15 protein-coding genes and 2 pseudogenes are annotated in these 23422 nt (G+C 62.1%); 8 read left to right on the top strand and 9 right to left on the bottom strand.

Annotation, left to right across the window (positions count from 1 at the left end; translation table 11 throughout):
* The first annotated feature begins 54 nt into the window (after nucleotides 1-54).
* Nucleotides 55-870, top strand: a complete 816-nt coding sequence (locus J1G34_RS04050) for an alpha/beta fold hydrolase (protein ID WP_222993396.1) — start codon at nucleotides 55-57, stop codon at nucleotides 868-870.
* Nucleotides 860-2020: a PAS domain-containing sensor histidine kinase gene (locus J1G34_RS04045; protein WP_065892915.1), complete on the top strand. Its 1161-nt coding sequence runs from the start codon at nucleotides 860-862 to the stop codon at nucleotides 2018-2020. Before J1G34_RS04050 ends, J1G34_RS04045 begins: the two co-directional genes overlap by 11 nt.
* Here the strand turns inward: J1G34_RS04045 and dapF are convergent.
* Nucleotides 1980-2795 (bottom strand): diaminopimelate epimerase, encoded by an 816-nt coding sequence (gene dapF, locus J1G34_RS04040; RefSeq protein WP_065936173.1) that lies wholly within the window; start codon nucleotides 2793-2795, stop codon nucleotides 1980-1982. The genes J1G34_RS04045 and dapF overlap by 41 nt on opposite strands.
* Nucleotides 2796-2959: 164 nt before the next feature.
* Here dapF and J1G34_RS04035 point away from each other — a divergent pair, with 164 nt between their 5' ends.
* The gene (locus J1G34_RS04035; protein ID WP_130139179.1) at nucleotides 2960-3478 is read left to right on the top strand and encodes an AAA family ATPase; all 519 of its coding nucleotides are present in this window, start codon (nucleotides 2960-2962) and stop codon (nucleotides 3476-3478) included.
* A gap of 24 nt (nucleotides 3479-3502) precedes the next feature.
* Here J1G34_RS04035 and J1G34_RS04030 read toward each other — a convergent pair whose 3' ends face one another.
* Together J1G34_RS04030 and J1G34_RS04025 are read right to left on the bottom strand one after the other, a co-directional pair.
* Nucleotides 3503-3919 (bottom strand): SRPBCC family protein, encoded by a 417-nt coding sequence (locus J1G34_RS04030; RefSeq protein ID WP_065892912.1) that lies wholly within the window; start codon nucleotides 3917-3919, stop codon nucleotides 3503-3505.
* A 28-nt stretch (nucleotides 3920-3947) separates the two neighbouring features.
* A pseudogene (locus J1G34_RS04025) lies at nucleotides 3948-4028 on the bottom strand (short-chain dehydrogenase/reductase SDR); the annotation flags it as partial.
* A gap of 337 nt (nucleotides 4029-4365) precedes the next feature.
* On the opposite strand from J1G34_RS04025, the gene J1G34_RS04020 reads away from it, so the two are divergent.
* Complete coding sequence (locus tag J1G34_RS04020; RefSeq protein ID WP_222993394.1) at nucleotides 4366-6528, top strand: TonB-dependent siderophore receptor; 2163 nt, start codon at nucleotides 4366-4368, stop codon at nucleotides 6526-6528.
* On the opposite strand, the gene J1G34_RS04015 is transcribed toward J1G34_RS04020, so the two are convergent.
* The 4 genes and pseudogenes from J1G34_RS04015 to J1G34_RS04000 form a co-directional block, all read right to left on the bottom strand.
* Nucleotides 6529-6966 (bottom strand): carboxymuconolactone decarboxylase family protein, encoded by a 438-nt coding sequence (locus J1G34_RS04015; RefSeq protein ID WP_065892910.1) that lies wholly within the window; start codon nucleotides 6964-6966, stop codon nucleotides 6529-6531.
* Between the two features lie 93 nt (nucleotides 6967-7059).
* Complete coding sequence (locus tag J1G34_RS04010; RefSeq protein ID WP_065936170.1) at nucleotides 7060-8505, bottom strand: mechanosensitive ion channel family protein; 1446 nt, start codon at nucleotides 8503-8505, stop codon at nucleotides 7060-7062.
* Between the two features lie 700 nt (nucleotides 8506-9205).
* Nucleotides 9206-10072, bottom strand: coding sequence for a pirin family protein (locus tag J1G34_RS04005; protein WP_222993392.1), 867 nt, complete (start codon nucleotides 10070-10072; stop codon nucleotides 9206-9208).
* A gap of 76 nt (nucleotides 10073-10148) precedes the next feature.
* Nucleotides 10149-11352: pseudogene (locus tag J1G34_RS04000) on the bottom strand (multidrug effflux MFS transporter).
* Nucleotides 11353-11451: 99 nt separating this feature from the next.
* Here J1G34_RS04000 and J1G34_RS03995 point away from each other — a divergent pair.
* The 4 genes from J1G34_RS03995 (at nucleotide 11452) to J1G34_RS03980 (ending at nucleotide 21016) form a co-directional block, all read left to right on the top strand.
* Nucleotides 11452-12558: an efflux RND transporter periplasmic adaptor subunit gene (locus tag J1G34_RS03995; protein ID WP_122582596.1), complete on the top strand. Its 1107-nt coding sequence runs from the start codon at nucleotides 11452-11454 to the stop codon at nucleotides 12556-12558.
* 2 nt (nucleotides 12559-12560) lie between these two features.
* Nucleotides 12561-15635: an efflux RND transporter permease subunit gene (locus tag J1G34_RS03990; RefSeq protein WP_222993390.1), complete on the top strand. Its 3075-nt coding sequence runs from the start codon at nucleotides 12561-12563 to the stop codon at nucleotides 15633-15635.
* Between the two features lie 110 nt (nucleotides 15636-15745).
* Entirely contained in the window at nucleotides 15746-20590 is a 4845-nt protein-coding gene (locus J1G34_RS03985; protein WP_459077109.1) for an RHS repeat-associated core domain-containing protein, read from the top strand.
* A gap of 6 nt (nucleotides 20591-20596) precedes the next feature.
* Nucleotides 20597-21016: a hypothetical protein gene (locus tag J1G34_RS03980; RefSeq protein WP_065892984.1), complete on the top strand. Its 420-nt coding sequence runs from the start codon at nucleotides 20597-20599 to the stop codon at nucleotides 21014-21016.
* 54 nt (nucleotides 21017-21070) lie between these two features.
* Here J1G34_RS03980 and J1G34_RS03975 read toward each other — a convergent pair whose 3' ends face one another.
* Both J1G34_RS03975 and J1G34_RS03970 read right to left on the bottom strand, forming a co-directional pair.
* Nucleotides 21071-22300, bottom strand: coding sequence for a M20/M25/M40 family metallo-hydrolase (locus J1G34_RS03975; protein ID WP_222993388.1), 1230 nt, complete (start codon nucleotides 22298-22300; stop codon nucleotides 21071-21073).
* Between the two features lie 48 nt (nucleotides 22301-22348).
* Nucleotides 22349-23407, bottom strand: a complete 1059-nt coding sequence (locus tag J1G34_RS03970) for a diguanylate cyclase (RefSeq protein WP_065892982.1) — start codon at nucleotides 23405-23407, stop codon at nucleotides 22349-22351.
* Nucleotides 23408-23422 lie beyond the last annotated feature (15 nt).

Genomic DNA, 23422 nt, shown 5'->3' with positions numbered 1-23422 from the left:
GACTCTCTAAACTGCCGCTACGCCGCATAGCACTAAGCCATCTACGAGAACGCCATGGACCTACGTCACCGCAACAACGTCAGTGTGATGGGCCAAGGGTCTTCGACCTTGGTGTTTTCCCATGGCTTTGGCTGCAACCAGGCGATGTGGAATGCCCTGGCGCCGCATTTTCTCGAACGCTTTCGCGTGGTCCTGTATGACCTGGTCGGTGCCGGGCTGTCGGACCTCAGCGCGTTCGATAAAGACAAATACGCGACGTTGGGCGGCTATGCCCGCGATCTCAACGAAATTATCGACGCCTACGCCCAAGGCCCGGTGATTCTGGTGGGGCACTCGGTCAGCGCAATGATCGGCACCCTTGCCGACCGTCTCGCCCCGGGGCGCGTGGCGGCGCATGTGATGATTGGCCCATCGCCGTGCTATATCGACACCGACGGCTATGTCGGCGGTTTCAAGCGCGGCGATATCGACGACCTGCTCGACACCCTCGACAGCAACTACCTGGGCTGGTCCAGCAGCATGGCGCCGGTGATCATGGGCGCCCCGGACCAACCTGAACTGAGCGCCGAACTGACCGCGAGTTTCTGCCGCACCGAACCCGACATCGCCAGGCAATTTGCGCGGGTGACGTTTCTTTCGGACAACCGCCAGGATGTGATCGGCCTGACCACGCCCGTATTGATCCTGCAGTCGAGCGACGACTTGATCGCGCCCGTGGCCGTTGGCGAATACCTGCATGCCGTGCTGCCCAACAGCACCTATCACCTGGTGGACAACATCGGCCACTGCCCGCACATGAGCGCGCCCCAGGCGTGCGCGGCGGCGATGGACACGTTCCTGGCGCCGTGGGCAATCGCCAATGCCGGCTGAGTCGCTGTTCGACAACGCCGCCTGTGCCCTGGCGGTGACCCGGCAAGACGGTACGATTGTGCACGCCAACCAGCGCTTGAGCGACTGGCTCGGCCTCAGCGCAGCCCAACTGATCGGGCAACGCTTTCAAGACCTGCTGACCATGGGCGGACGGATTTTCTACCAGACCCATCTGGCGCCGATGCTGCGTATGCATGGCAGCGTCAACGAGGTGAAGCTCGACATTCGCCATCGCGACGGGCACAAAGTCACGGTGCTGCTCAATGCCAGTCAGCGCCAGCAGGCCGAGGGCGTGGTGTACGATCTGGCGCTGTTCGGCACCACCGACCGCGACAAGTACGAGCGCGAGCTGCTCAACGCACGCAAGCTGGCCGAAGCGCTGCTTGAAGAAAAAACCGCCACCGAACGGGCCCTGCACCAGGCCAAGGCCGAACTGAGCGAGGCCTATGCCATTGCCCAGCAACGCGCGTTGTTCGCCGAACAGATGGTGGCGATTGTCAGCCACGACTTGAAGAACCCGCTGACCGCGATCCGCATGGCGTCGGACTTTCTTCGACGCGGCGAGCGCACGCCCAAGGAACTCCAGTTGCTTGGGCATATCGACCAGTCGTCCGAACGCGCCCAGCGCATGATTGCCGACCTGTTGGACTTCACCCAGGCCCGGGTCGGCCAGGGCATCACCATCAGGGCCCAACCGCTGGATCTGCACGACGTGATTCATCGCGCCGTGGACGAACTGCGGGTGGCCTTCCCCAGAGCCACGCTGGTGCATCAAACCCAGGGCCTTGGCAATGCGTGCCTGGATGCCGACCGTGTGCAGCAGGTGATCGGCAATCTCGTCGCCAATAGCGTGGCCTATGGCGACCTGCAACAGCCGGTCACCATCACCTCGCGCCTGGGTGCCTGGGGCGCTGAGGTGTCGGTACACAACTACGGCGCGCCGATTCCGCAGACGTTGCTGGCCGGGCTGTTCGAGCCCATGACCCGCGGCACTCACCAGGGCAGCGATGTGCGCAGCGTAGGCCTGGGCCTGTATATCGTGCGCGAACTGGCCAGGGTACACGGCGGCGATGTGGCGGTTAGCTCCTGCGCGACGCGCGGCACCACCTTCAGCGTGACGTTCCAGGCAGGTACGCCGTACCTTGCATGATCGGCTCGACGCTGCCCGTCAATACCACCCCGCCCTGCCCGTCCCACTGCACCGTCAGCGTGCCGCCGTCGCATTCGACTTCTACCTTGTCATCGAGCAGCCCGCGCCGCACCCCGTTGACCACCGCCGCGCAGCAACACGACCCGGAACCTAAAGGCACGCCACCGCCACGTTCCCAGATACGCAGGCGGATACGGTTGCGGTCAAGCACCTGGACAAAATGCACATTGGTCCTGGCCGGGAACAGCGGGTGACGTTCCAGGGCCGGGCCGATGGCCTGGACATCGACGACGGCGATGTCGTCCACGAAAAACGTGCAGTGCGGGTTGCCCATGCCGCAGGCAGACGGCTCACCGTCGATAGGCAGCACGCGGGTGTCCATCGCCCTGGCCAGCGGCACGCCGGCCCACTCCAACGAAGGCGCGCCCATGTCTATCGAGACGCGCTGGCCACTGACGCGCACGCATGTCAGCAAACCTCGGTCGGTGCGCAGCACAATGGCGTGGGTGCCGGTTTCATGCATCAGGCGATCAGCAACGCCGCGTGTCGCGCTGCCGCAGGTTTGCAGGGGCGTGCCGTCGGTGTTCCAGAATTGCACGCGGGCGGCGGCGTCTTCGCAGTCGAGAATCACGGCGAGCTGATTGAAACCGATACCGGTATGTCGATCCCCCAGGCGCCGGGCGATTTGCGGGGTAATGGGGTTATCCTGGCCACGGCGGTCGATGATGATGAAGTCGTCGCCGTGGGCGTGCATCTTCACGAAGGGTAAAGTCATGGGCAGTCCTGTGGTCAACTGAGCAGCCCTACTCTAACACCCCTGCAGGAGCGAGCTTACTCGCGAAAAGCGCAGGGACCGCACGTTTTTACCTGGCGCTACGCGTCATCGTTGACGTTTTTCGCGAGCAAGCTCGCTCCTACAAAAAAAAGGATTGGTGGACCATGCTTATCGTATTCAGCGGCCTGCCCGGCACCGGCAAGACCACGATTGCCAGGGAGTTGGCGCGCCGGATGGGCGCGGTTTATCTGCGCATCGATGTGATCGAACAAGCGCTGCGCGAGTCTGGTGCCCTGGCCGGCGATGTGGGTGCCGCAGGCTACGGCGTGGCAAATGCGCTGGCATTGAGTAATGTGCGTGTGGGCCAGCGAGTGATCGCTGACTGTGTGAACCCGGTAAGGGAAAGCCGTGAGGCTTGGCGGGCCGTGGCCCTGGCGGCGGGCGTCGAACTGATCGATATCCGGGTGGTGTGTTCTGATCAGCAGGAGCATCGGCGCAGAGTGGAAAGCCGTGAGGGCGATATTCCAGGACTGCTGCCGCCGAATTGGCCATCGGTGCTGGCGCATGAGTATGAAGCCTGGGACAGCCCGCCCTTCACGCTCGATACGGCAGCGTTAACACCGGCGCAGGCCGTCGCCGCAGCCCATGCCTATCTGTCGAGTGTGAGAGCTGTTGAGCGTTAGCGCAGCTCACACCCCTGATAGGCGTCAGCCGGGAAAATTGGCGCGCAAGGCCTTCAGGCCATCGCCGTACACGCCGGTAAAGAGCTCCTCCACCGCCGCATCCGTGGTGCCCGCAACCGGTGTAAACACGCCGGACCAGGTCACTTTCGCCGACGCGTCAGTCAAGGCTTCAACCTGCAAGGTCGCAAGGTAGGCGCTCACCGGAAACGGCGACTGTTCAATGGTGTAGCTGTAGGTGCGCGCCACATTGTCGAAGGTCTGCAACCGCTCGACAATCTCGCCGCCATCAGCGGTATGCAGGTGGCGCACGCGGCCGCCTTCGCCCGACTCGCTCCTGGCGATAAAGGGCAGCCAGTCAGGCAAGCTGTTGAAGCCGCCGATCAGGTTCCAGACCTGGTCCGCCGACGCAGGGATTTCAATCACAGAAGAGGCTGTTGCCACGGTGAATACTCCATAACATTAATACAATTCAGATCGCCACGCTGTCGACCACACCGCCGTCGACCCGCAACGCGGCACCGGTGGTGGCAGACGACAGCGGTGAAGCAATACCACGGTGGCGCCGGATTGCGCCAGCGGTGCGGTGCCAAAGCCTATTATGCCGGGCTGGGCGGACCGCCGTGGCTGAGCTAAACCGCGCCGCTATGGGCGGCATGGCATCGGATCAACTTGCGGCCGAGGCTATTTAACGGATGCTCCACAGCGCAAATGTGGGAGGGGGCTTGCCCCCGATTGCGGTATATCAGCCATAGATGAGCTGACTGACCCATCGCTATCGGGGGCAAGCCCCCTCCCACATTGGACCGAGTCCGTATTCGATAACTTGTAAAGCTCAGCACTTCCCCCTAGCTTATGCGCCCCCCGTCCAGCGCTTTAAGGCCTTGCCCATGGTTTTGCGTTTTCGTCCCGTCGTCACGTCACATTTCGCCCTCGGCCTGCTCCTCAGTGGCGGCATCGGTAATAGCCTGGCGGCGCAGATCGAACTGCCGGCGGTGAAGGTCCAGGGCCAGGATGAGTCCGGTTATCGCACTGATACCGCCGCGGTCGGCGGCTTCGATGAAGCGCCCCTGCTCGATACCCCGGCCTCCATCAGCGTGATCAACGCCGCACTGATCAAGGACCAGCAAGCCCGTCTGCTCAGTGAAGTGCTGCGCAACGACGCCTCGGTGGGCGACAGCTACGCGCCCATCGGCTACTACGAAAACTTCGTGGTGCGTGGTTTCTCGCTGAATGCGGCGAGCAGCTACAAGATCAATGGGCGCACCATCACCGGCGAGCAGAACGTCGCCCTGGAAAACAAACAACAGGTCGAAGTGCTCAAGGGCCTGGCCGGGTTGCAGAGCGGCATTTCCGAACCCGGCGGCGTGATCAACTACGTGACCAAGCGCCCTGAGGAGGTGCGCTCAGTGACGGTGTCCACCGATGATCGCGGCAGCGGTTATCTCGCCACCGATGTCGGCGGCTGGTTTGGCAGCGAGCAACAATTTGGCCTGCGCGCCAATATCGCCCATGAAGACCTCAATACCTACGTGGAACACGCCAACGGCCAGCGCGACTTTGTGTCCCTGGCCTTTGACTGGAACATCAGCCCCGACGCCGTGCTGCAGCTGGATGCCGAGTACCAGAACAAACAGCAGCGCTCGGTGCCGGGTTATCAACTGCTGGGCGGCACTGAAGTGCCTCACGACGCCTCGCCGAAAAAACTGCTGGGCCATCAGACCGGGGGCAAGCAGGTGGGCATCGATTCACTGAACCTCAACGGCAAATTCGAATACCGTTTCAGCGACCAGTGGAAAGGCAGCCTCAGCGCGGCGCGCAGCAAGGTGGTGATTGACGATTACAGCTCATTTGCCTGGGGCTGCTACGGCTCGACCAGCTGCAGCTCGGCAAGCGTGCCGAACTACTTCAGCCCCGAAGGCAATTACGACGTCTACGACTACCGCAGCCCCGACGATACGCGTCGCGACGACGAAATCCAGGCGGCCATGACCGGCCTGTTCGACACCGCCGGCATCGGCCATGAACTGACCTTCGGCACCAGCGCCTTTCGCCGGGTGATCGACAAGCGCAAGTCGGTCAACGAGATGATTGGCACCGCCAATATCGACGAACAGGTGCCGAGTTTTACCCCCACCGACAAGCCGTTGAACGACAGCCACCGCAACCTCGACAGCCGCCAGTACGGGCTGTTCGTCACCGACCGCATCCGCTTCAACGAGCAATGGCAAACCCTCCTCGGTGGTCGCGAAGTGCGCCTGGATGAAAAAGCCTTCGACGGCGTCACCGGCAAGCAAACACGCCACACCCAGCAGTACGTGTTCCTGCCCCAGGCCTCATTGATCTACAAACCGGTGGACAACGTTTCGCTGTACACCAGTTACAGCAAGGGCCTGTCTTTGGGCGGCACTGCGCCTTGGTTCGCAAAAAACGCGGACGAAACACTGGCGCCAACGCTCTCGCGCCAGCTCGAAGCCGGGGTGAAATACGACTGGCGCCGTATCAGCTTCGCCGCCGCCGTGTTCCAGACGCGCCAGGCTTACCAGTACGCCAAGCCCGACAGTGGCGGCTTCACCTACGTGCAACAAGGCCAGCAGAAAAACACCGGGATCGAACTGTCCGCCAATGGCTGGGCCACCGACCGCCTGCAGATCGCCTCCAGCGTGGCCGCGATTCGGGCACGGGTGAGCGGCAGCGGCACGCCGGACTATGAAGACCACCAGGCGATCAACGTGCCCACGCTGCGCGCCAGCCTGTACGCCGATTATGCGTTGCCGTGGGTCAATGGCCTGGCGGTGCTCGGCGGTGTGCAATACAGCGCCAAAAAGTACGCTAACCGCACCGGCAATGTGGAAGTGGGCGATTATGCGGTGGTCAATATCGGCAGCCGCTACACCACCAAAGTCGATGGCTATGAAACCGTGTTTCGCCTGAGCGTCGACAACCTGTTCGACAAGCGCTACTGGCGCGACGCCGGCGAGTACATGGGCGATGACTACCTGTTCCAGGGCGCGCCGTTGACGGCGCGCTTGAGTGCATCAGTGAATTTCTGATTATTTGGGCATCTTGCGAAAACCCACCGCCAGGCGATTCCAACTGTTGATGGTGGCAATCGCCACACTCAGGTCGACCTGTTCCTGCGCGCTGAACTCGGCCGCCAGGGCGTTGAAGTCTTCATCGGGGGCGTGGGTCTGGCTGAGCAGGGTCAGGCTTTCGGACCAGGCCAGGGCGGCGCGTTCACGCGGGGTGAAGAACGGCGTTTCACGCCAGGACGACAGGGTGTACAGGCGGCGCTCGGTTTCACCGCCCTTGCGCGCATCGGCGGTGTGCATGTCCAGGCAGAATGCGCAGCCGTTGATTTGCGAGACGCGCAGGCGCACCAGTTCCAGCAGCGGCAGTTCGATGGACAGTTTGCCGACTGCCGCCTCCAGGGCCAGCATGGCCTTCATCGCGTCCGGGGAGGCGGTGTAGAAATCGGTACGGGTTTGCATGGTGGAACTCCAGAACGGTGGGATTGGTGCGCAGATTAGTCACCTGGGCGTTCTGGAGAAATAGCCAATCCGGGCGAAGAACAGGTGACCAATCTACAGGCCACGACTCCTCAACCACTGCAGGAAACCTTTCTTCACCGGCACCACCGGCGCGTCTTCGGTCAGCGCCTGGGCGGCGTGCACACGGAAGTCGAGCAGCGCCTTCATGGCTTCGCCGATGTCATGGCGCGCGTCCAGGCAAGGCTTGAGGTATTCGTTTTCGATGCGGTACAGCGTGCAGAAGGTCTTGGCGGTGAAATCCGCCAGGGTGGCCTGATCGGTGAGGATGCCCGATTCGCCAATCACCTCACCCGGCCCCATGCGCCCGGCCTCGAACGTGTGGCCGCCCTTGACCAGCATCACCGAGACCACGCCGGACTCGATGATGAACAGGTGATCGCTGACCTCCCCCGCCGGCAGGATCATGTCGCCGGCGCGGTAGGTGTGCAGGGTCATGTTCTGGCTGAAGGTGTCCTTTTCTTCCTGGCGCAGGGTGGAGAAGATCGACGACCGCTCAAGCAGTGCCCGCGCGCCGGAGACCGTGGCGGGCGTGCTGCCTTCGGTGGCGGACAACAGCCCCACGCCCGCCGCCTGCAAATGCCGGAAGGCCAGGTCGTAAAGCTGGTTGCGCACTTCGCGCTTGAGGCCCATGGCCGGCACGAAACCGCTGATTTCATATTCCACGCCGCCACTGGCCGAGGCCTTGAACGCTACGCTGGGCGCCGGCTTGGCCAACAACGGGCGACAGCCCTGCATCGCCCGCTCCAGAGACTCGATCACGGTTTGCGGGCGCGCATGGGGGCTGACTTGCAGGCTGACCGTCAGGCCGAACATGTCCGCCGGGCGCGAGAAGTTGATGATCTTGGCCTTGGCCGCCAGGGAGTTGGGGATCACCGCCAGGCTGCCCTGGGAGGTCTGCAGGCGTGTGGCGCGCCAGTCGATATCGGTGACGCGGCCTTCGGTGCCGTCGATGGAGATCCAGTCGTCGATCTGGTAAGGCTTGGTGGTGTTGAGCACGATCCCGGAAAACACGTCGCTCAGGGTGCTTTGCAGCGCCAAGCCGACGATGATCGCCACGGCGCCGGAGGTGGCGAGCACGCCCTTGACCGGCAGGTCGAGCACGTAGGCCATGGCGGCGATGATCGCGATCAGGAAAATCACCGCGCCCATCAGGTCCTGCAATAATCGCCCGGTGTGGCCGACCCGCTGCATCATCACCGCGCCGAGCAGGACCGTGAGGGTGCGCGCGGCGAACAGCCACCAGCCGATCTGCAAGGCCGTGGCCGCCAGGTGCCGGGCGGTGTCGTCGACATAGGGCGCCGCCTGCATGGGGTTCATGCCGTCGTTGAACAACACTGCGCTGAACACCGCGAAGATCACCAGCCGCGCGGCGAGTTTCCAGTTGGCCAGCGTGGGGGTGATAAGGCGCCATACGGCGATGTCGATGAGGATCAGCGCCAGGGCGCACACCATCGGGTTTTCAGCGATAAATGAGGGCATCCAGGCGACTCCAGGGCGAATGCCGAGAAGATCGCATGAAATGGGATTGGCGGGTATAGCAAATGTGGGAGGGGGTTTGCTGCCGGCCGGCGGCTACTCAACTGACACGCCGCGGTCCACTGTGGGAGGGGGCTTGCCCCCGATGGCGGCCTCTGGGCTGGCCAGGATGTTGGGTTGGACCGGGTACATATCCGTTTCTGCGGTAACGGCTGCTATGGGTTCCGCTTTTACAGCGGCTCACTTTTGAAAAGCGCAAAAGTAAGCAAAACGCTCTTGCCCCACCACTCGGCACCTCGCTTAGGCTCGGTGTGCCCTCTCTCCGGCTTGAATCCGTGGGCCGCCGCAATGGGCCATCCCTGGCCCAGTGCGGCTAACCCGGCGTCCTGCCGGGTTACCCACGGATTCAAGCCTGCGTTCGGCCAGCGTGGTTTAACGGGGCGCCTGAGATCAAGATCAAAAGCGACTCGCTGCGCATCGTGGTTACGGGTGGGCGCGGCTGCTTTATGTAGGAGCGAGCTTGCTCGCGAAAAACTCACAGGCGCCGCGTTGAGTCAGGTAGCACGCGTTATCGTTGACGTTGACGTTTTTCGCGAGCAAGAGGTAGGCGCCCCCCTCGCTCCTACAGAAGGCGGTGTACGCTTAACAGACTGGCATTCAGGGCAAGCCCCCTCCCGCAGGGCTTGCGCCAGGCTTCTGGCATTCAGGCCTGCATCCGCCCGAACTTGCCGGATTGGAAATCGGCAAACGCTTGGTGGATCTCCTGCTCGGTGTTCATCACGAACGGGCCGTGGCCGACGATGGGCTCGTCAATCGGCTCGCCGCTGAGCAGCAGCACTTTGGCGTCGTCGTTGGACTCCAGGGTGATGCGGTCACCGTCACGCTCGAACAACGCCAACTGCCCCTGGCGCGCGACTTCATCGCCATTGACTTGCACGGTTCCGCTCAGGATCACCAGCGCGGTGTTGCGCCCGGCGTGCAGGTCCAGCGTAACCGCCTTGCCGGGATTGAGGCGCAGGTCCCACACGTCAATGGGCGTGAAGGTACGGGCAGGCCCTTGGGTACCGGCGAATTCACCGGCGATCAGGCGCAGTTGCCCCGCGTCGCCCGCCAGCGGCAATACAGGGATGTCCCCATCGACGATGGTCTGGTAACCGGCGTCGGCCATTTTGTCCTTGGCCGGCAGGTTGACCCACAGTTGCACCATCTCCAATGCCCCGCCTGTGCGGGCAAAGCCTTCAGAGTGGAATTCCTCATGGAGAATGCCCTTGGCCGCCGTCATCCATTGCACATCGCCCGGGCCGATTTTGCCGCCGGCGCCGGTGGAATCGCGGTGCTCGACTTCGCCGTCATAGACGATGGTCACCGTTTCAAAGCCGCGATGCGGGTGCTGGCCAACGCCGCGACGGGTGTCGGTGGGGGTGAAATCGGCCGGGCCGGCGTGGTCCAGCAACAGGAATGGGCTGATGTGTTTGCCCATGGTGTCGTAGGAAAACAGCGTGCGTACCGGAAAGCCGTCGCCGACCCAGTGGGCGCGGGGGCTGGTGTAGAGACCGATCAGTTTTTTCATGGTGTACCTCCAAAGTGCCTACACCATAAGTCCCAAAGCCGCAGAGCACTAGCCGGCGAAAGCGGCCCTGATCGTCCTATGTATAGGACAGTGCCTTGGGCGCGCGCTGACGCAACAGATGAAAGGCGACGAAGGCCGTGACGGCAAAGGCGGCCTGGATGACGATCATCGGCGTCGCGCTACCATCGCGTAGCTGGCTCAACAGCACGCCGCTGCAGGTGGCGCCGAACATCTGCGCGAAGCCCATCAGCCCGGCCGCCAGCCCGGCACGGTGGGCGTTGGGCATCACCCCGCCCGTGACCGCACCGGGCAATACCAGCCCGCCGCCAAGCGTGGCCAGGGCTATGGGAATATCCAGGCCCGCCACGGAGAGCCCGAACAGCGCATAAATCAGCAGTGCCAACACCCCGCCCGCGGCAACCAGCGTCACGCCCATCGTCACAATCCGCTGCGGCCCGAGGCGCAGGATATTGCGCCGGGTATAGGTGGAACCGACGATCAGCATCGACACGATCAGGCCGAAATTGATGCCGTACTCCAGGCTGCTCAGGCCCAGCAGGTTGATAAACACCGCCGACGAACCGGCAATCACCGCAAACATGGCCCCGTAGGTACAAGCCAGGGCCACCGCGTAGGCGCGGTACGGGCGGCCCTTGAGCAAATCCAGGTACTGCCCGCCTAGGGTGCGCCAATGCGCGGCCTTGGGGTCGAGGTAATGGTTGCTCTCGCGAAAACAGCACCGCCAGCAGCCACACGACGCTGCCGATCATCAGGGCGAGAATGATTGGCGCATGCCAGCCGAACAGCTTGATCAGCAAGCCGCCCGCCATCGGCGCCACCACGATGGCATAGAGCATGCCGATCATGGTCAGCGCCAGGGCCGGGCCTGCCTCGGCTTTCCATACGTCACGCACCACGGTGCGTACCAGCACCAGCGCGGCGCACGCGCCCAGGCCTTGCAGCACGCGGGCGGCGATAAATTGGTGAATGTCGGTGACCAGCAGCATCGACAGCGTCGCCAGCACATACAGCGTCAGGCCGGCGAGCAATACCGGGCGGCGGCCGATGCGGTCCGACAGTGGCCCGAACAGCAACTGCCCCAGGCCGAATGCACCGACAAACGCCGACAGCGCCATCAACGCCGAGCCTGGCGGCGCCGCCAGCGCCTGCTCGATGGCGCCCAGGCCCGGGATGATCAGTTGCGTCGAGACTTCACCCAATGCGGTGAGGGCAACCAACAAGAACAACAAGCTGCGTGAAGGTGCCGTGGGGTTTGCCATGGGGAATATCCGGGGGCTGGATTAATTTATATTTCGACCATAATATGAGCAAAAAATTATGTCCATAATTTTTTACCCATGATCACCCAGGAGTCCGTCATGCCCCCTCTCCACCTGCGCCTTTTCACGCCCCTGGCGTTGTTGATGATCCTCAGCGGCTGCAACAGCCAGGCCGACAACGCCGCCCAAGTCTCGCCGCCGCGTCCGGTGCTGGCCGTCAAGGTCGAGGCTGGCGGCACCCAGCAAAGCGCGTATACCGGCGTGGTGGCGGCCCGCACAGAAAGCAACCTGGGCTTTCGGGTCAGCGGCAAAGTGATCGAACGCAAGGTCGATCCCGGCCAGCACGTCTCCCGTGGCGACACGCTGCTGGTGCTGGATATCGGCGACTTCGAACTGGCGTTGCGCTCGGCGAAAAACCGCGTCAACGCCGCCCAGGCACAGTTGCGCCAGCGCCGTGACGACGAAAACCGCTACCAACGGCTGGCCAGCACCGGCGCGGTGTCGCGGCAGATCTTCGACCAGTCGGCGACCAACCTGCGCGTTGCCGAAGCGGAACTGGCGGCGGCGCAATCGGATGCCAGCCAGATCGAGAACCGTCGCACCTATTCGGTACTCAAGGCCGATGGCGACGGCATCATCACCGATGTGCTGGCTGATCGCGGCCAGGTGGTCGCCGAAGGGCAGATCGTGGCGCGCCTGGCCCATGACGGCGCCCGCGAAGCCATCGTCAACCTGCCGGAACAGCAACGCGCCCGGGCTGCGCAAAACGCCCTGGCCTTCCCGTTCGGTGCGCCGGACCAGGCCGTTACCGCAACGCTGCGCGAGCTGTCCGCCAGCGCCGACCCCACCACCCGCACCTACCGCGCGCGCTACGTGCTGCACGGCCCGGTCGAGCGTTTCGCCCTCGGTTCCACCATTACCGTGCGCCTGCAAGGTGACGGCCAGGCCCAGCAAACCCGCGTGCCCATCGGTGCGTTGCAGGATGCGGGGCAAGGCACCGGCGTGTGGCTGATCGCTGACGACAACACGCTCAGCTTCGCCCCGGTGAAAGTCGCCAGTCTCGGCCAGGAAGAAGCCCTGCTCGACAGCGGCGTCACGCCTGGCCAAACCATCGTCGCCCTAGGCGCGCACCTGCTGCACAGCGGTGACCGGGTGCGCCTGCTGCCCGCCCAGGCGCTGGCCCTCAACCGCAAACAGGACCAATGAGCATGCGTGGAATCAACCTCTCGGAACTGGCGGTCAAGCACCGCGCCGTCACGCTGTTCCTGATCATCGCGATCATCGCTGCGGGGATCTTCGCGTTCGGCAAACTGGGGCGCGCCGAAGACCCGTCGTTCACGGTCAAGGTCATGACCATCACCGCCGCCTGGCCCGGCGCTACCGCCGAGGAAATGCAGGAACAGGTGGCCGACCGCCTGGAAAAGCGCCTGCAGGAACTCGATTACTACGACCGCGTCGAGACCATCGCCCAGCCGGGTTTCGTCTCGATGCGCATGACCTTCCTCGAATCCACGCGGCCGAGCGAAATACAGGACCTGTTCTACCAGACCCGTAAAAAACTCAGCGACGAAGCCGCAAACCTGCCCAAAGGTGTGATCGGGCCGTTTTTCAACGATGAATATTCGGATGTGTACTTTGCGCTGTACGCCCTGGAGGCCGAGCACCTGCCCCATCGCCAGCAAGTGCAAATGGCCGAAACGCTGCGCCAGGGCCTGCTCAACCTGCCGGGGGTGAAGAAGGTCAATATACTCGGCGAACAGGCCCAGCGTGTATTCGTCGAATTTTCCTATGAGCGCCTGGCGACCCTGGGCATCAAGCCCGAACAGATCTTCGCCGCCCTCGCCGCGCAAAATGCCGTGGCGCCTTCGGGCTTCGTCGAAACCGCCGGCGCCCGCGCCTATATCCGTATCGATGGCGCCTTCGACAGCCTGGCGCTGATCGAGAACGTGCCCTTGCAAGTCAATGGCCGCGTGCTGCGCATCGCTGATGTGGCGACGGTGCGGCGTGGCTATGAAGACCCGCCCAGCTACCGCATCCGTCATCAGGGCGACCCGGCGCTGATGCTCGGGGTGATCATGGAGAAGCACTGGAACGGCCTGGAGCTGGACAAGCGCCTGCAAGCCCAGGAAGCCCGGATCCAGGCCGACCTGCCCCTGGGCGTGAATTTCGCCAAGGTGTCCGACCAGGCAAAAAACATCAGCCTGGCGGTGAACGAGTTCATGCTCAAGTTCTTCGTCGCCCTGGCCGTGGTGATGCTGATCAGCCTGCTGGCCCTGGGCTTTCGTGTGGGGCTGGTGGTGGCGGCGGCGGTGCCGCTGACGCTGTCGATCGTGTTCGTGATCATGCTGGTCACCGGGCGTGAATTCGACCGCGTCACCCTCGGCGCCCTGATCATTTCCCTGGGCCTGCTGGTGGACGACGCGATCATCGCCATCGAGATGATGGTGGTCAAACTCGAGGAAGGCTTCGACCGCATCCATGCGGCCACCTATGCCTGGAGCTCCACGGCGGCGCCCATGCTGACCGGCACGCTGGTGACGATCATCGGCTTCCTGCCCGTGGGGTTCGCGCGCTCCGGGGCCGGCGAATACGCCGGGAACATCTTCTGGATCGTGGGCTTTGCCCTGATTTCCTCCTGGCTGGTGGCGGTGGTGTTCACGCCATATCTGGGCGTGAAGCTGTTGCCGCAGATCAAGCCGGTGCGCGGCGGGCACGATGCGATTTACGCCGGGCGCTATTACCAGAAACTGCGCAGCCTGGTGGAGATCTGCGTGCGCGGGCGCTGGCTGGTGACCGGGATGGTGGTGGCGGCGTTTGTGCTGTGCGGCCTGGGTATGGCAGTGGTGAAGAAACAGTTCTTCCCCGACTCCGACCGTTCGGAGCTGATCCTGGAGGTGTACATGCCCCCCGGCAGCGCCTTCAAAAGCACCGAAGCGGTGGCGGCGCAGGTCGAGAAAGCGTTGCTGCAGGAACCGCAGACGAGCATGGTCGACACCTATGTGGGCGGCGGCGCTCCGCGCTTTTTCCTGTCGTTGAACCCTGAGATGCCGGACCCGGCGTTCGCCAAGTTGATCGTGCAAACCCCGGACTCCCACGCCCGCGATGCGTTGAAAGTGCGCATGCGCGAACGCATCGCCGCCGGTGAGTTTCCAGCGGCGCGGGTGCGCGTCACGCAATTGGTGTTCGGCCCGCCGGTGCCGTTTCCGGTGGTGTTCCGCGTGTCCGGGCCGGACCTGGACGTGCTGCGCGGGCTCTCCGAGCAGGTGCGTCAAGTGGTGGCCGACAACAGGCTGACCCGCGACGCCTTTCTCGAGTGGGGCGAGCGCGCCAGCGGTTATCGCCTGGTGCTGGACCAGGATCGCCTGCGCCTGCTCGGCTTCACGCCCGATGAGGTCAAGTCCCAGCTCAATGCCCTGCTCAGCGGCAATCCGATCACCGAAGTGCGTGAAGGCAACCGCACGGTGTCGGTGGTGGCCCGCGCCCAAGGCAGTCAACGCGAAGACCTGGGCAACCTCAACAACATGACCCTGACCAACAGCGCCGGCACCTCGGTGCCGCTGGCGCAGGTGGGGCATTTCCAGGCGGTGATGGAAGAACCGATCCTCAAGCGCCGCAACCGCGCGACCACGGTGGAAGTGCGCGCCGACATCATCGACGGCGTACAACCGCCCGATGTGGAAATGGCCGTGTACAAGGACCTGCAGCCGCTGATCGCCAAGTTGCCTGCCGGTTACCACATCGATATCGGCGGCCCGGTGGAAGAAAGCGCCAAGGCCAACGTCGCCCTGGCGGCGCTGTTCCCGATCATGATCCTGCTGACGCTCACGGTGATCATGTTCCAGGTGCGCTCCTTCGGCGTGATGTTCATGGTCTTCGCCACGGCGCCGCTGGGCCTGATTGGCGCGGTGCCGACCTTGCTGCTGTTCAACCAGCCGTTCGGGTTCAACGCGATTCTCGGGCTGATCGGCATCGGCGGGATTCTGATGCGCAACACACTGATCTTCACCGACCAGATTCGCCAGAACCAGGACCACGGCATGCCCATACGCGAAGCCATTGTCGAAGCCACCGTGCGTCGCGCGCGACCAGTGATCCTCACTGCCCTGGCGGCGGCGCTGGCCTTTATTCCGCTGACGTTGTCGGTGTTCTGGTCGTCCCTGGCCTATGTGCTGATCGGCGGAGTGCTGGTGGGCACCGTGTTGACGCTGTTGTTTTTGCCGGCGCTGTGCAGCCTGGTGCTGCGCGACAGGCTTGTTGAAACTTCCCACGCAACTGCCGGATAAGCTCTACTCCCCTGCCCCGCAAACCGCTGCAAAGTCCCTCGCCTGATCATTCAGTGCGAGGGATTGCAGATGGTTCTTTTCGTTAGAGCCCCGGTTATTGGGGCTGTGTTTTGATTCCGGTGCTTGCCAGCTTCGTCCTGGCCCCCATGGACCCCAAAGCGCCGGATGTTGAAAACGTGCTTGGGGATTTGCGCAATTGCCTGAACACCTTCGACGCGTGGGCCGACAGCTTTTTCAGTGGCTCGGCACTGGAAGTCGAGCAGGTGTTCAAGATCGGTGACGACGTCGCACTGGTCGCGCCGATCTCTTCCGACACACCCAGTCGCACCGTCGCTCAATGCAAGGCCCAGGGTGGGCTGACCCTGGTGCATCTGTTCGAGAGCACCCGCTTCGTCCCTATCGGCAACACGCCGGTCACGCTGCAAGCCATTGCACCGGACGGCACGCCCATTGGCGCGCCGCTGCACCGCACCATCGGCCCCAGCGGCATGCTTGAAGTGCCCGAATGTACTCGCGACCAGCGATACCGAGTCACTTTCTACCCCAATGTTTCCAAAGATCACGTCAAGGCGCTGTATGCGTCCTACCAGTCGGTGATTGCCGGACTGGAAGCGGATCTGCGCAAGCAGTGGCGCGAGCGCTTCGAGCCTCAATGGGCCGATTTTGCCAAAGCCCCGTCCTTCAAGCGCAGCGTGAAACAGGGTGCGGCCTTTGCAAGCGGGATTGGCCAGGCCTTTTACAACCTGTGGGACAACATCACCGAGCTGTACGACCTGCTGGCGAACCTTAAGTCCAACAGCGAAAAGCTGCTGCAGTACCTTTCCCAAGCCGAACTCGATGAACTGCTGAAACTGGGCAAGGACACACTCGCCCAAGGCTTTCTGGTGCTCAGCGATGAGCCGCTGCTGTTTATCTATTTGTCGGCGATGGTCAGTTGGATACGCCTGCAGCCGCCGCCCGAAATGTACGAGCTGTTGGGTGAGCTCACCGGCGAAGTCCTGATCAACCTGTTGCTGATATGGGCCACGCGGGGGATGGGGGTGCAGCTTCGGCTGGGGGCTCAGGTGTTGAGTTCTATCAAGTCCGGGCGGGCGCGGGCGCTGTTGGAGTTGCTGGCCAGGCAGGTGCCGGGGCCTGGGCTGGAAACTCACGTGCAGGCGGCCAAGCCTCTGTTGCTGAACAGTGCGGCGACGCCGATCAAGGCAGTGCCGGTGGCGCCGTTGAAGGCAGGCGAGCATCTGGTTTCGAATCCGGTGCCGATGGTGCGCAACAAAACGCAGCGCACCGCATTGGTCCGCCAGGAGTCGGTGGATGATGTGCCGGCCGTGGCGTCCAACCCGAAGGGCGATGCGGCGGCTTCTGCGGACAAGACCGTTACTCACGGTTGCCCCGTATCGATGGTCACCGGCGAGGAACTGCTGACCCTGACCGACGGCGCGCTGGATGGGATCTTGCCGTTCGAGTGGACGCGCTTGTACCGCACCAGTGCGGTCGACGTGGATTGCGGGTTGGGGTTTGGCTGGAGTCATGCGCTGGCGCATCGGCTTGTAGTTTCAGGCGATTCGGTGGTGTGGACCGACCATGAGAATCGCTCGACCACCCTGCCCTTGCCGACGGCGGCTCGACCGGCGATTACCAATAGCCTGGCGGAAGCTGCGATCTACTTGGGGTCTGCGCCTGACGAGTTGGTGCTGGCCCAGGCTTCTCGGTTCTATCACTTTTGCGACGGTGTGCTGACGGCGATCAGCGATGCGTATGACAACCGATTGCGCATTTTCCGGGATCGGTTGGGGCGTATTGAGCGGCTGGATAACGGTGCGGGGCGCTCTTTGCTCTTGCGCTACGAGTTGGGTCGGATTGTGGCGGTGGACTACCAGGTTCATCGCGCCAAAGGCCATGAACCCTTCGTGTGGGTGACCGAGCAGAACGTCGTTTCCTACGCCTACGACGCCGCCGGACGACTGGTGTCGGCGACCAATGCCGTCGGTGAACGCGAGGTTTATCGGTACGACGAAGAGCAAGTCATTCTTGAGCGGCAGTTGGCCGGTGGGGCAAGTTTCTTTTGGGCGTGGGAAAGGTCTGGTAAAGCCGCGCGCTGTGTCCGGCACTGGGCCAGTTTTTCACAGATGGACACGCGCTATGTATGGGGCGATGACGGCAGCGTCAACGTGCACAACGCCGATGGCAGCCAGGAAGTGTATGTCCATGACGACCGGGCGCGACTGGTACAGCGCATCGATCCCGACGGCGCCCGGCATTTCAAATCCTACGACGACAAGGGCCGACTGACCGTCGAGCAGGACCCGCTGGGCGCGGTGACGGCGTATCAGTACGACGCCGCCGGACGCTTGGTCGCGCTGTTTCCGGGGGAGGATGAGCCGACGTCCTACGAGCATGACAATGGTTTCGTACGGGTCGTGCGGCGTGGTGAGGCGGTTTGGAAATACGAGCGTAATGAGCAAGGCGATGTCATCCGCAGGATTGATCCGGAGGGCAACGCGACCGACTACAGCTACGACAAGCGCGGGCAACTGACTGGGGTCTGGTATCCCGACAACAGTTGTCATCGGCTGGTGTGGAATGAGCGTGGGCAGCTTGTTGAAGAACAGCTGCCCAATGGCGGCATCAAGCGCTATCGCTATGACGACCTGGGGCGGCAGGTTGCGCGGGAGGATGAGCATGGCGCGCTGATTCAGTATCAATGGGACGCTATAGGACGCCTGCTGAAACTGACCCAATCCGACGGTAGCTATCGGGAATTCAACTACAACCCCTACGGAAAAATCATCGCCGAACGCGATGAACTCGGCCACGTCACCCGCTACGAATACGCCGACGGCCTGCACCTGATCAGCCGCCGCATCAACGCCGACGGCACTCAGGTCAAGTATCGCTACGACAACGCCCGCCTTTTGCTAACTGAAATCGAAAACGAAGTTGGCGAAACCTATCAACTGGACTACCACCCCAACGGCCTGATCCGACAGGAAACCGGCTTCGACGGCCAACGCACCGCCTACGCCTACGACCTCAACGGCAACCTGCTGGAAAAGACCGAACACGGCGACGACGGTAGTCAGCTTGTTACCCGTTACGAGCGCGACCACGCCGGTCGTCTTGTAAGAAAAACCCTCCCCGATGGCAATACGGTCGACTACACCTACGACCGCCAAGGCAACCTCCTCAGCGTCGAAGACGGCCACTGGGCGCTGGCCTACGAGTACGACAAACAAAACCGCCTCACTGCTGAGCACCAGGGCTGGGGCACCTTGCGCTATGGCTATGACGCCTGTGGCCAACTTCAGCATTTACGCCTGCCGGATAATAACCGTCTGACCTTCAACCACGACAAAGGCGGCCACCTGGCCACCGTCGAGCTGAATGGCGCACTGCTGACCTCCCACCTGTTCCACGCCGGTCGCGAACACCAACGCCAACAAGGCCAACTGCTCAGCCACTACCACTACGACGACCAAAACCGCCTGCACGCCCACGCCGTCACCCAGCAAGGAAACCACCTTTACCAACGCCAATACGACTACGACAAAGCCGGCAACCTCGCCCGCCTGCTCGACACCCGCAAAGGCGAACACCTTTATCGCTACGACCCACTCCAGCGTCTGACACGGGCGGATCATTCGCAGGATGTGCAGGAGCGTTTCGGCCACAACCCCGCCGGCAATTTGCTTATGCAAGACAGGCCGGGGCCCGACATCGTGGCGGGCAATCGCCTGATGATCCAAGGCGACCACCATTACGACTACGACGCCTTCGGCAACCTTATCCGTGAACGGCGTGGCAAGGGCCAGCAACTCGTCACCGAGTACCGCTACGACTGCCAGCACCGGCTGATCGGCGTCACCCAACCCAACGGCCAAACCGCAAGCTATCGCTATGACCCGTTTGGTCGGCGCATCAGCAAAACCATCGAAGAGAAAACAACGGAGTTCTTCTGGCAAGGCGACAAGCTGATCGCCGAACACCATGCCGATCAACATCGCAGCTACCTCTACGAACCCGACAGCTTCCGCCCGCTGGCACTGCTGGAAGGCTTCGGTCCAGAAAACGTAAAGCCCTACTACTACCAACTCGACCACCTCGGCACACCGCAGGAACTCACCACCCCCGAAGGCGAAATCGCCTGGTCCGCCCACTACCGCGCCTACGGCGAAATCAGCCGCCTCGACGTAGGCAAAATCGACAACCCTCTACGTTTTCAAGGCCAGTACTACGACCAGGAAAGCGGTCTGCACTACAACCGCCATCGCTACTACAATCCGGATATTGGTCGTTACCTGACGCCGGACCCGGTGAAGCTGGCGGGTGGGATCAATGGGTACCAGTACGTGCCCAACCCAACGGGGTGGGTGGATCCGCTGGGATTAAGTTCTTGTCCGGAATCCGCTGAATGCAGACCAGCCTATAAAGCCCAAAGTCCTTTTGATTCCGCTAGAGTTGACTCCGGTGAGCCACGAACTCCCGAGCCGCGGCTGACAGCTAGACAGGCCAGGATTGAGGAACTTACCGAGGCCAATGCGAAGCGTCGAATCCTGGAGTACGAAGAAAAGTACGACATGCATATGGTCGGCAAGCACGGCCCGGAGGTAGAGCATCACAAGGTGGAAAGGCGATCGTTTGATGGAACAGACCCAATAACGGGTAGAACACCAATAAATAGAAGGGGCGTCCCGAGTTCGCAATTTAACAGTTGGAAGTTTCAGCTTCAGGCATGGACAAAAGCCACCTCGCGGACAGAGCGGGGGCTACCGCGCTACACCGGCGTTGATGACAACAGAAACGATATTGTACGTTTAGAATTACCAGGAGCTGGACGAGGCTACAGGCCAAACAGAAGAGACCCAACCAACCCAACCTTTAACCCATCCATGAATGCTGTAGAAATGAAATTTCGAGAAGACGGCACACCTTTCACCTTATTCCCCATTAAGGAATGACAACACATGTTATATCACCCCGGCTCCGACACCGTCCCATTCGACGCCAGCCTTTACTATTTCGTAGGAGTTTTTGATATTTATGACAGGGAAGAAACCAAGGGAAAAGAACTCGCTCGCTATAACCCGAATGACAGTAAAGACAGAGAAAATCTCATACTAAAATATTGCTTAGACCCATACAAAAGACTCTCCTATCGACACAGATACAAATTAATAGAAAGCTTATCCTTCGCCTTAAACAGCGTGAATTTCAACTTCCAATCTTACTTTGAGGACGATCCAGACAAATACACTACGATGGCCTGGGATGAAACAGAAATAGTCGACCTTCGAGGTTTCTTCGCCGACATCTACCGACTCGCCAATGAAGTCTGGAAAGACGACCTCCAAAAAGCCAGCCGCGAAGACCAATCAACTTGGTAACCCACCGCCTGTGGCGAGCGAACAAACTCCCTCGCCACAAGTGCATGACCTACTTCAACGCTTGGCCAACTCCATAATCATCCGACTCAACAAATAAACCCGAGGCACCACACTCTCCACCTCGGCATATTCCTCGGGCGTGTGAATATTGCCGCCCACGATCCCAAACCCATCCAGCGTCGGCGTCCCTACCCCGGCCGACAAGCTTGCATCCGCGGCGCCGCCGCTGCCTTCGATGGTCAGGGTCTTGCCCAACTCGCCGTAGATGCCCTGGGCAATCGCGACGAGTTTGTCCGATTCCGCCGTTTGCGGCATTGGCGGCAGCCCGCGTTGCAGGGTGGTCTTGACTTCGGTTTCGGGGATCAGTTTGTCCGCTGAAACCCGCGCCAGGTCCTTCTCGATGCGGTCGAACTCTTCCGGCAACGCCGCGCGCACGTCGGCCTTGGCGGTGGCCTGGTCGGGGATGACGTTGGTGCGGTCGCCGGCCTTGAGCACGGTGAAGTTGATGGTGGTTTTCTTTTCCTCGTCCCCCAGCTTGCCCAGTTGCAGGATCTGGTGCGCAACTTCCATGGCGGCGTTGCGCCCCAATTCGGGCGCGACGCCGGCGTGGGCGGCTTTGCCTTTGACTTCGACCACGGCGGTAGCGCTGCCCTTGCGCCAGACCACCAGGCCATCGGCCGGGCGGCCGGGTTCCAGGTTGAGGGTCACGTCATGGCCCTTGGCGGTGGTGCGGATCAGTTCGGACGCGGCGTCGGAGCCGGTTTCTTCGCTGGCATCGAGCAGGAAGGTGATTTGCGCATAGTCATTGAAACCCTGGTTTTTCAGGACTTTCAGCGCGTAGATGCCGGCGACGATGCCACCTTTGTCGTCCATCACGCCGGGGCCATAGGCACGGCCGTCCTTGATATGGAACGGACGCTCGGCGGCCGAGCCTTCCTTGAACACGGTGTCCATGTGCGCCATCAGCAGGATCTTGGCCTTGCCGGTGCCCTTGAGGGTGGCGACTACATGGCTGCTGTTGGCGGCCTTGTCCGGCACCAGCTGGATACTGAAACCCAGCTGTTTCAATTCATCCACGGCAATATCGCGCACTTGGGCCAGGCCGGGCTCGTAGCCGGAGCCGGAGTCGATATTCACCAGGCGTTCCAGCAGTTTCAGGGCGTCGGCCTTGTACTGTACGGCATCCGCCTGGATTTGCTTGTGCGGTTCGGCGCTGTAGGCCGGCAGGGCGAAGGACAAGGCCAGGGTGGCGGCCAGAAGGGTACGGGGGAGGGTGAAGGGCATGAACCGGTCCTTGTTTTTGTTGAAGGGAGATCGCCACACCCTACCCCACTAAACGGACCGCAACCAAGCCCCCTGCAGTGAGTTGACCCGGTTGCGCCCGCTGCTTTTGGCTTCGTACAAGGCACGGTCGGCATCATTGAGCCAACTGATGGAGTCGGCATGGCCGGGGTGATACAGCGCAAGGCCGATGCTCAAGCTGGCACGCAGGGTCGGGTCCTGGGCATACGCCAAGGCGTTGAAACGATCACGCAGGGCGTCCATCACCTCAGTGGCGCGGTTGAGCGGCATGTCCGGCAGGATCACGCAGAACTCATCGCCGCCGTAGCGCCCGGCTAGGTCGGTGCCGCGCAGGTTCTGGCGCAAGACCTTGCTCAACTGGCGCAAAACGATATCACCGGTGACATGGCCATAGGTGTCGTTGATGAGTTTGAAGTGGTCGATATCGATCAGCGCAATGGCCGCTCCCGCCGGACCACGGCGGCAACGCTGGAACTCGACTTCCAGATGGTCTTTCCAGGCGCCGTGGTTGAGCAGGCCCGACAGGCTGTCGGTGCGGCTCAGCGCCAGCAGTTCGCGCTTGTGCCGCGCCAGTGTCAGCGCCTGGCGATAGCAGATCCAGCCCAGAACCAGGGGGTACAGCATCAGGATCGGCAGGCAGGCGTACAACTGCACCTGGCTGGTCACGGCAATAAAGGCCGGCGTGAATATCAAAAGCGCCGTGGCGATACCCAGGGCCTGGGCCACCCACCCCGCCAGCATGAAGCGCGGCCCGCCGATGGCGACATTGTTCATGCTCATCATCGACAACGTGGTGACGCTGGGCAGCGGATTGAAGTGCATCGCACCAACCCAGAACCCGCCGCAGAAGGAGTCGAACAACAGGTTGCGGCGCTCACTGCGCAACGCATGGACGGCACGCAACGACGCTTGAAACGCCAGGTGCGGCCAGACAAACGCGTTGATCAGCATCCAGGCCCACACCCATGGGGACGGGTTCAGCGGATACATCGCAAACGCCACGCACACAAAGCCGAGCGTCATACCCAGGAGACGGGATTTGTACAAGCGCGAAGCGAGCGGAAGTCCATTTCCTCCGACGGCTGGCATGATAGGGGCATCCTG

The organism is Pseudomonas sp. Wu6, from assembly GCF_019891515.1.
Taxonomy (GTDB): Bacteria; Pseudomonadota; Gammaproteobacteria; order Pseudomonadales; family Pseudomonadaceae; genus Aquipseudomonas; species Aquipseudomonas orientalis_A.
Note: the sequence above shows the minus strand (reverse complement) of the source record. Positions and strands in the feature narration are given on the sequence as shown.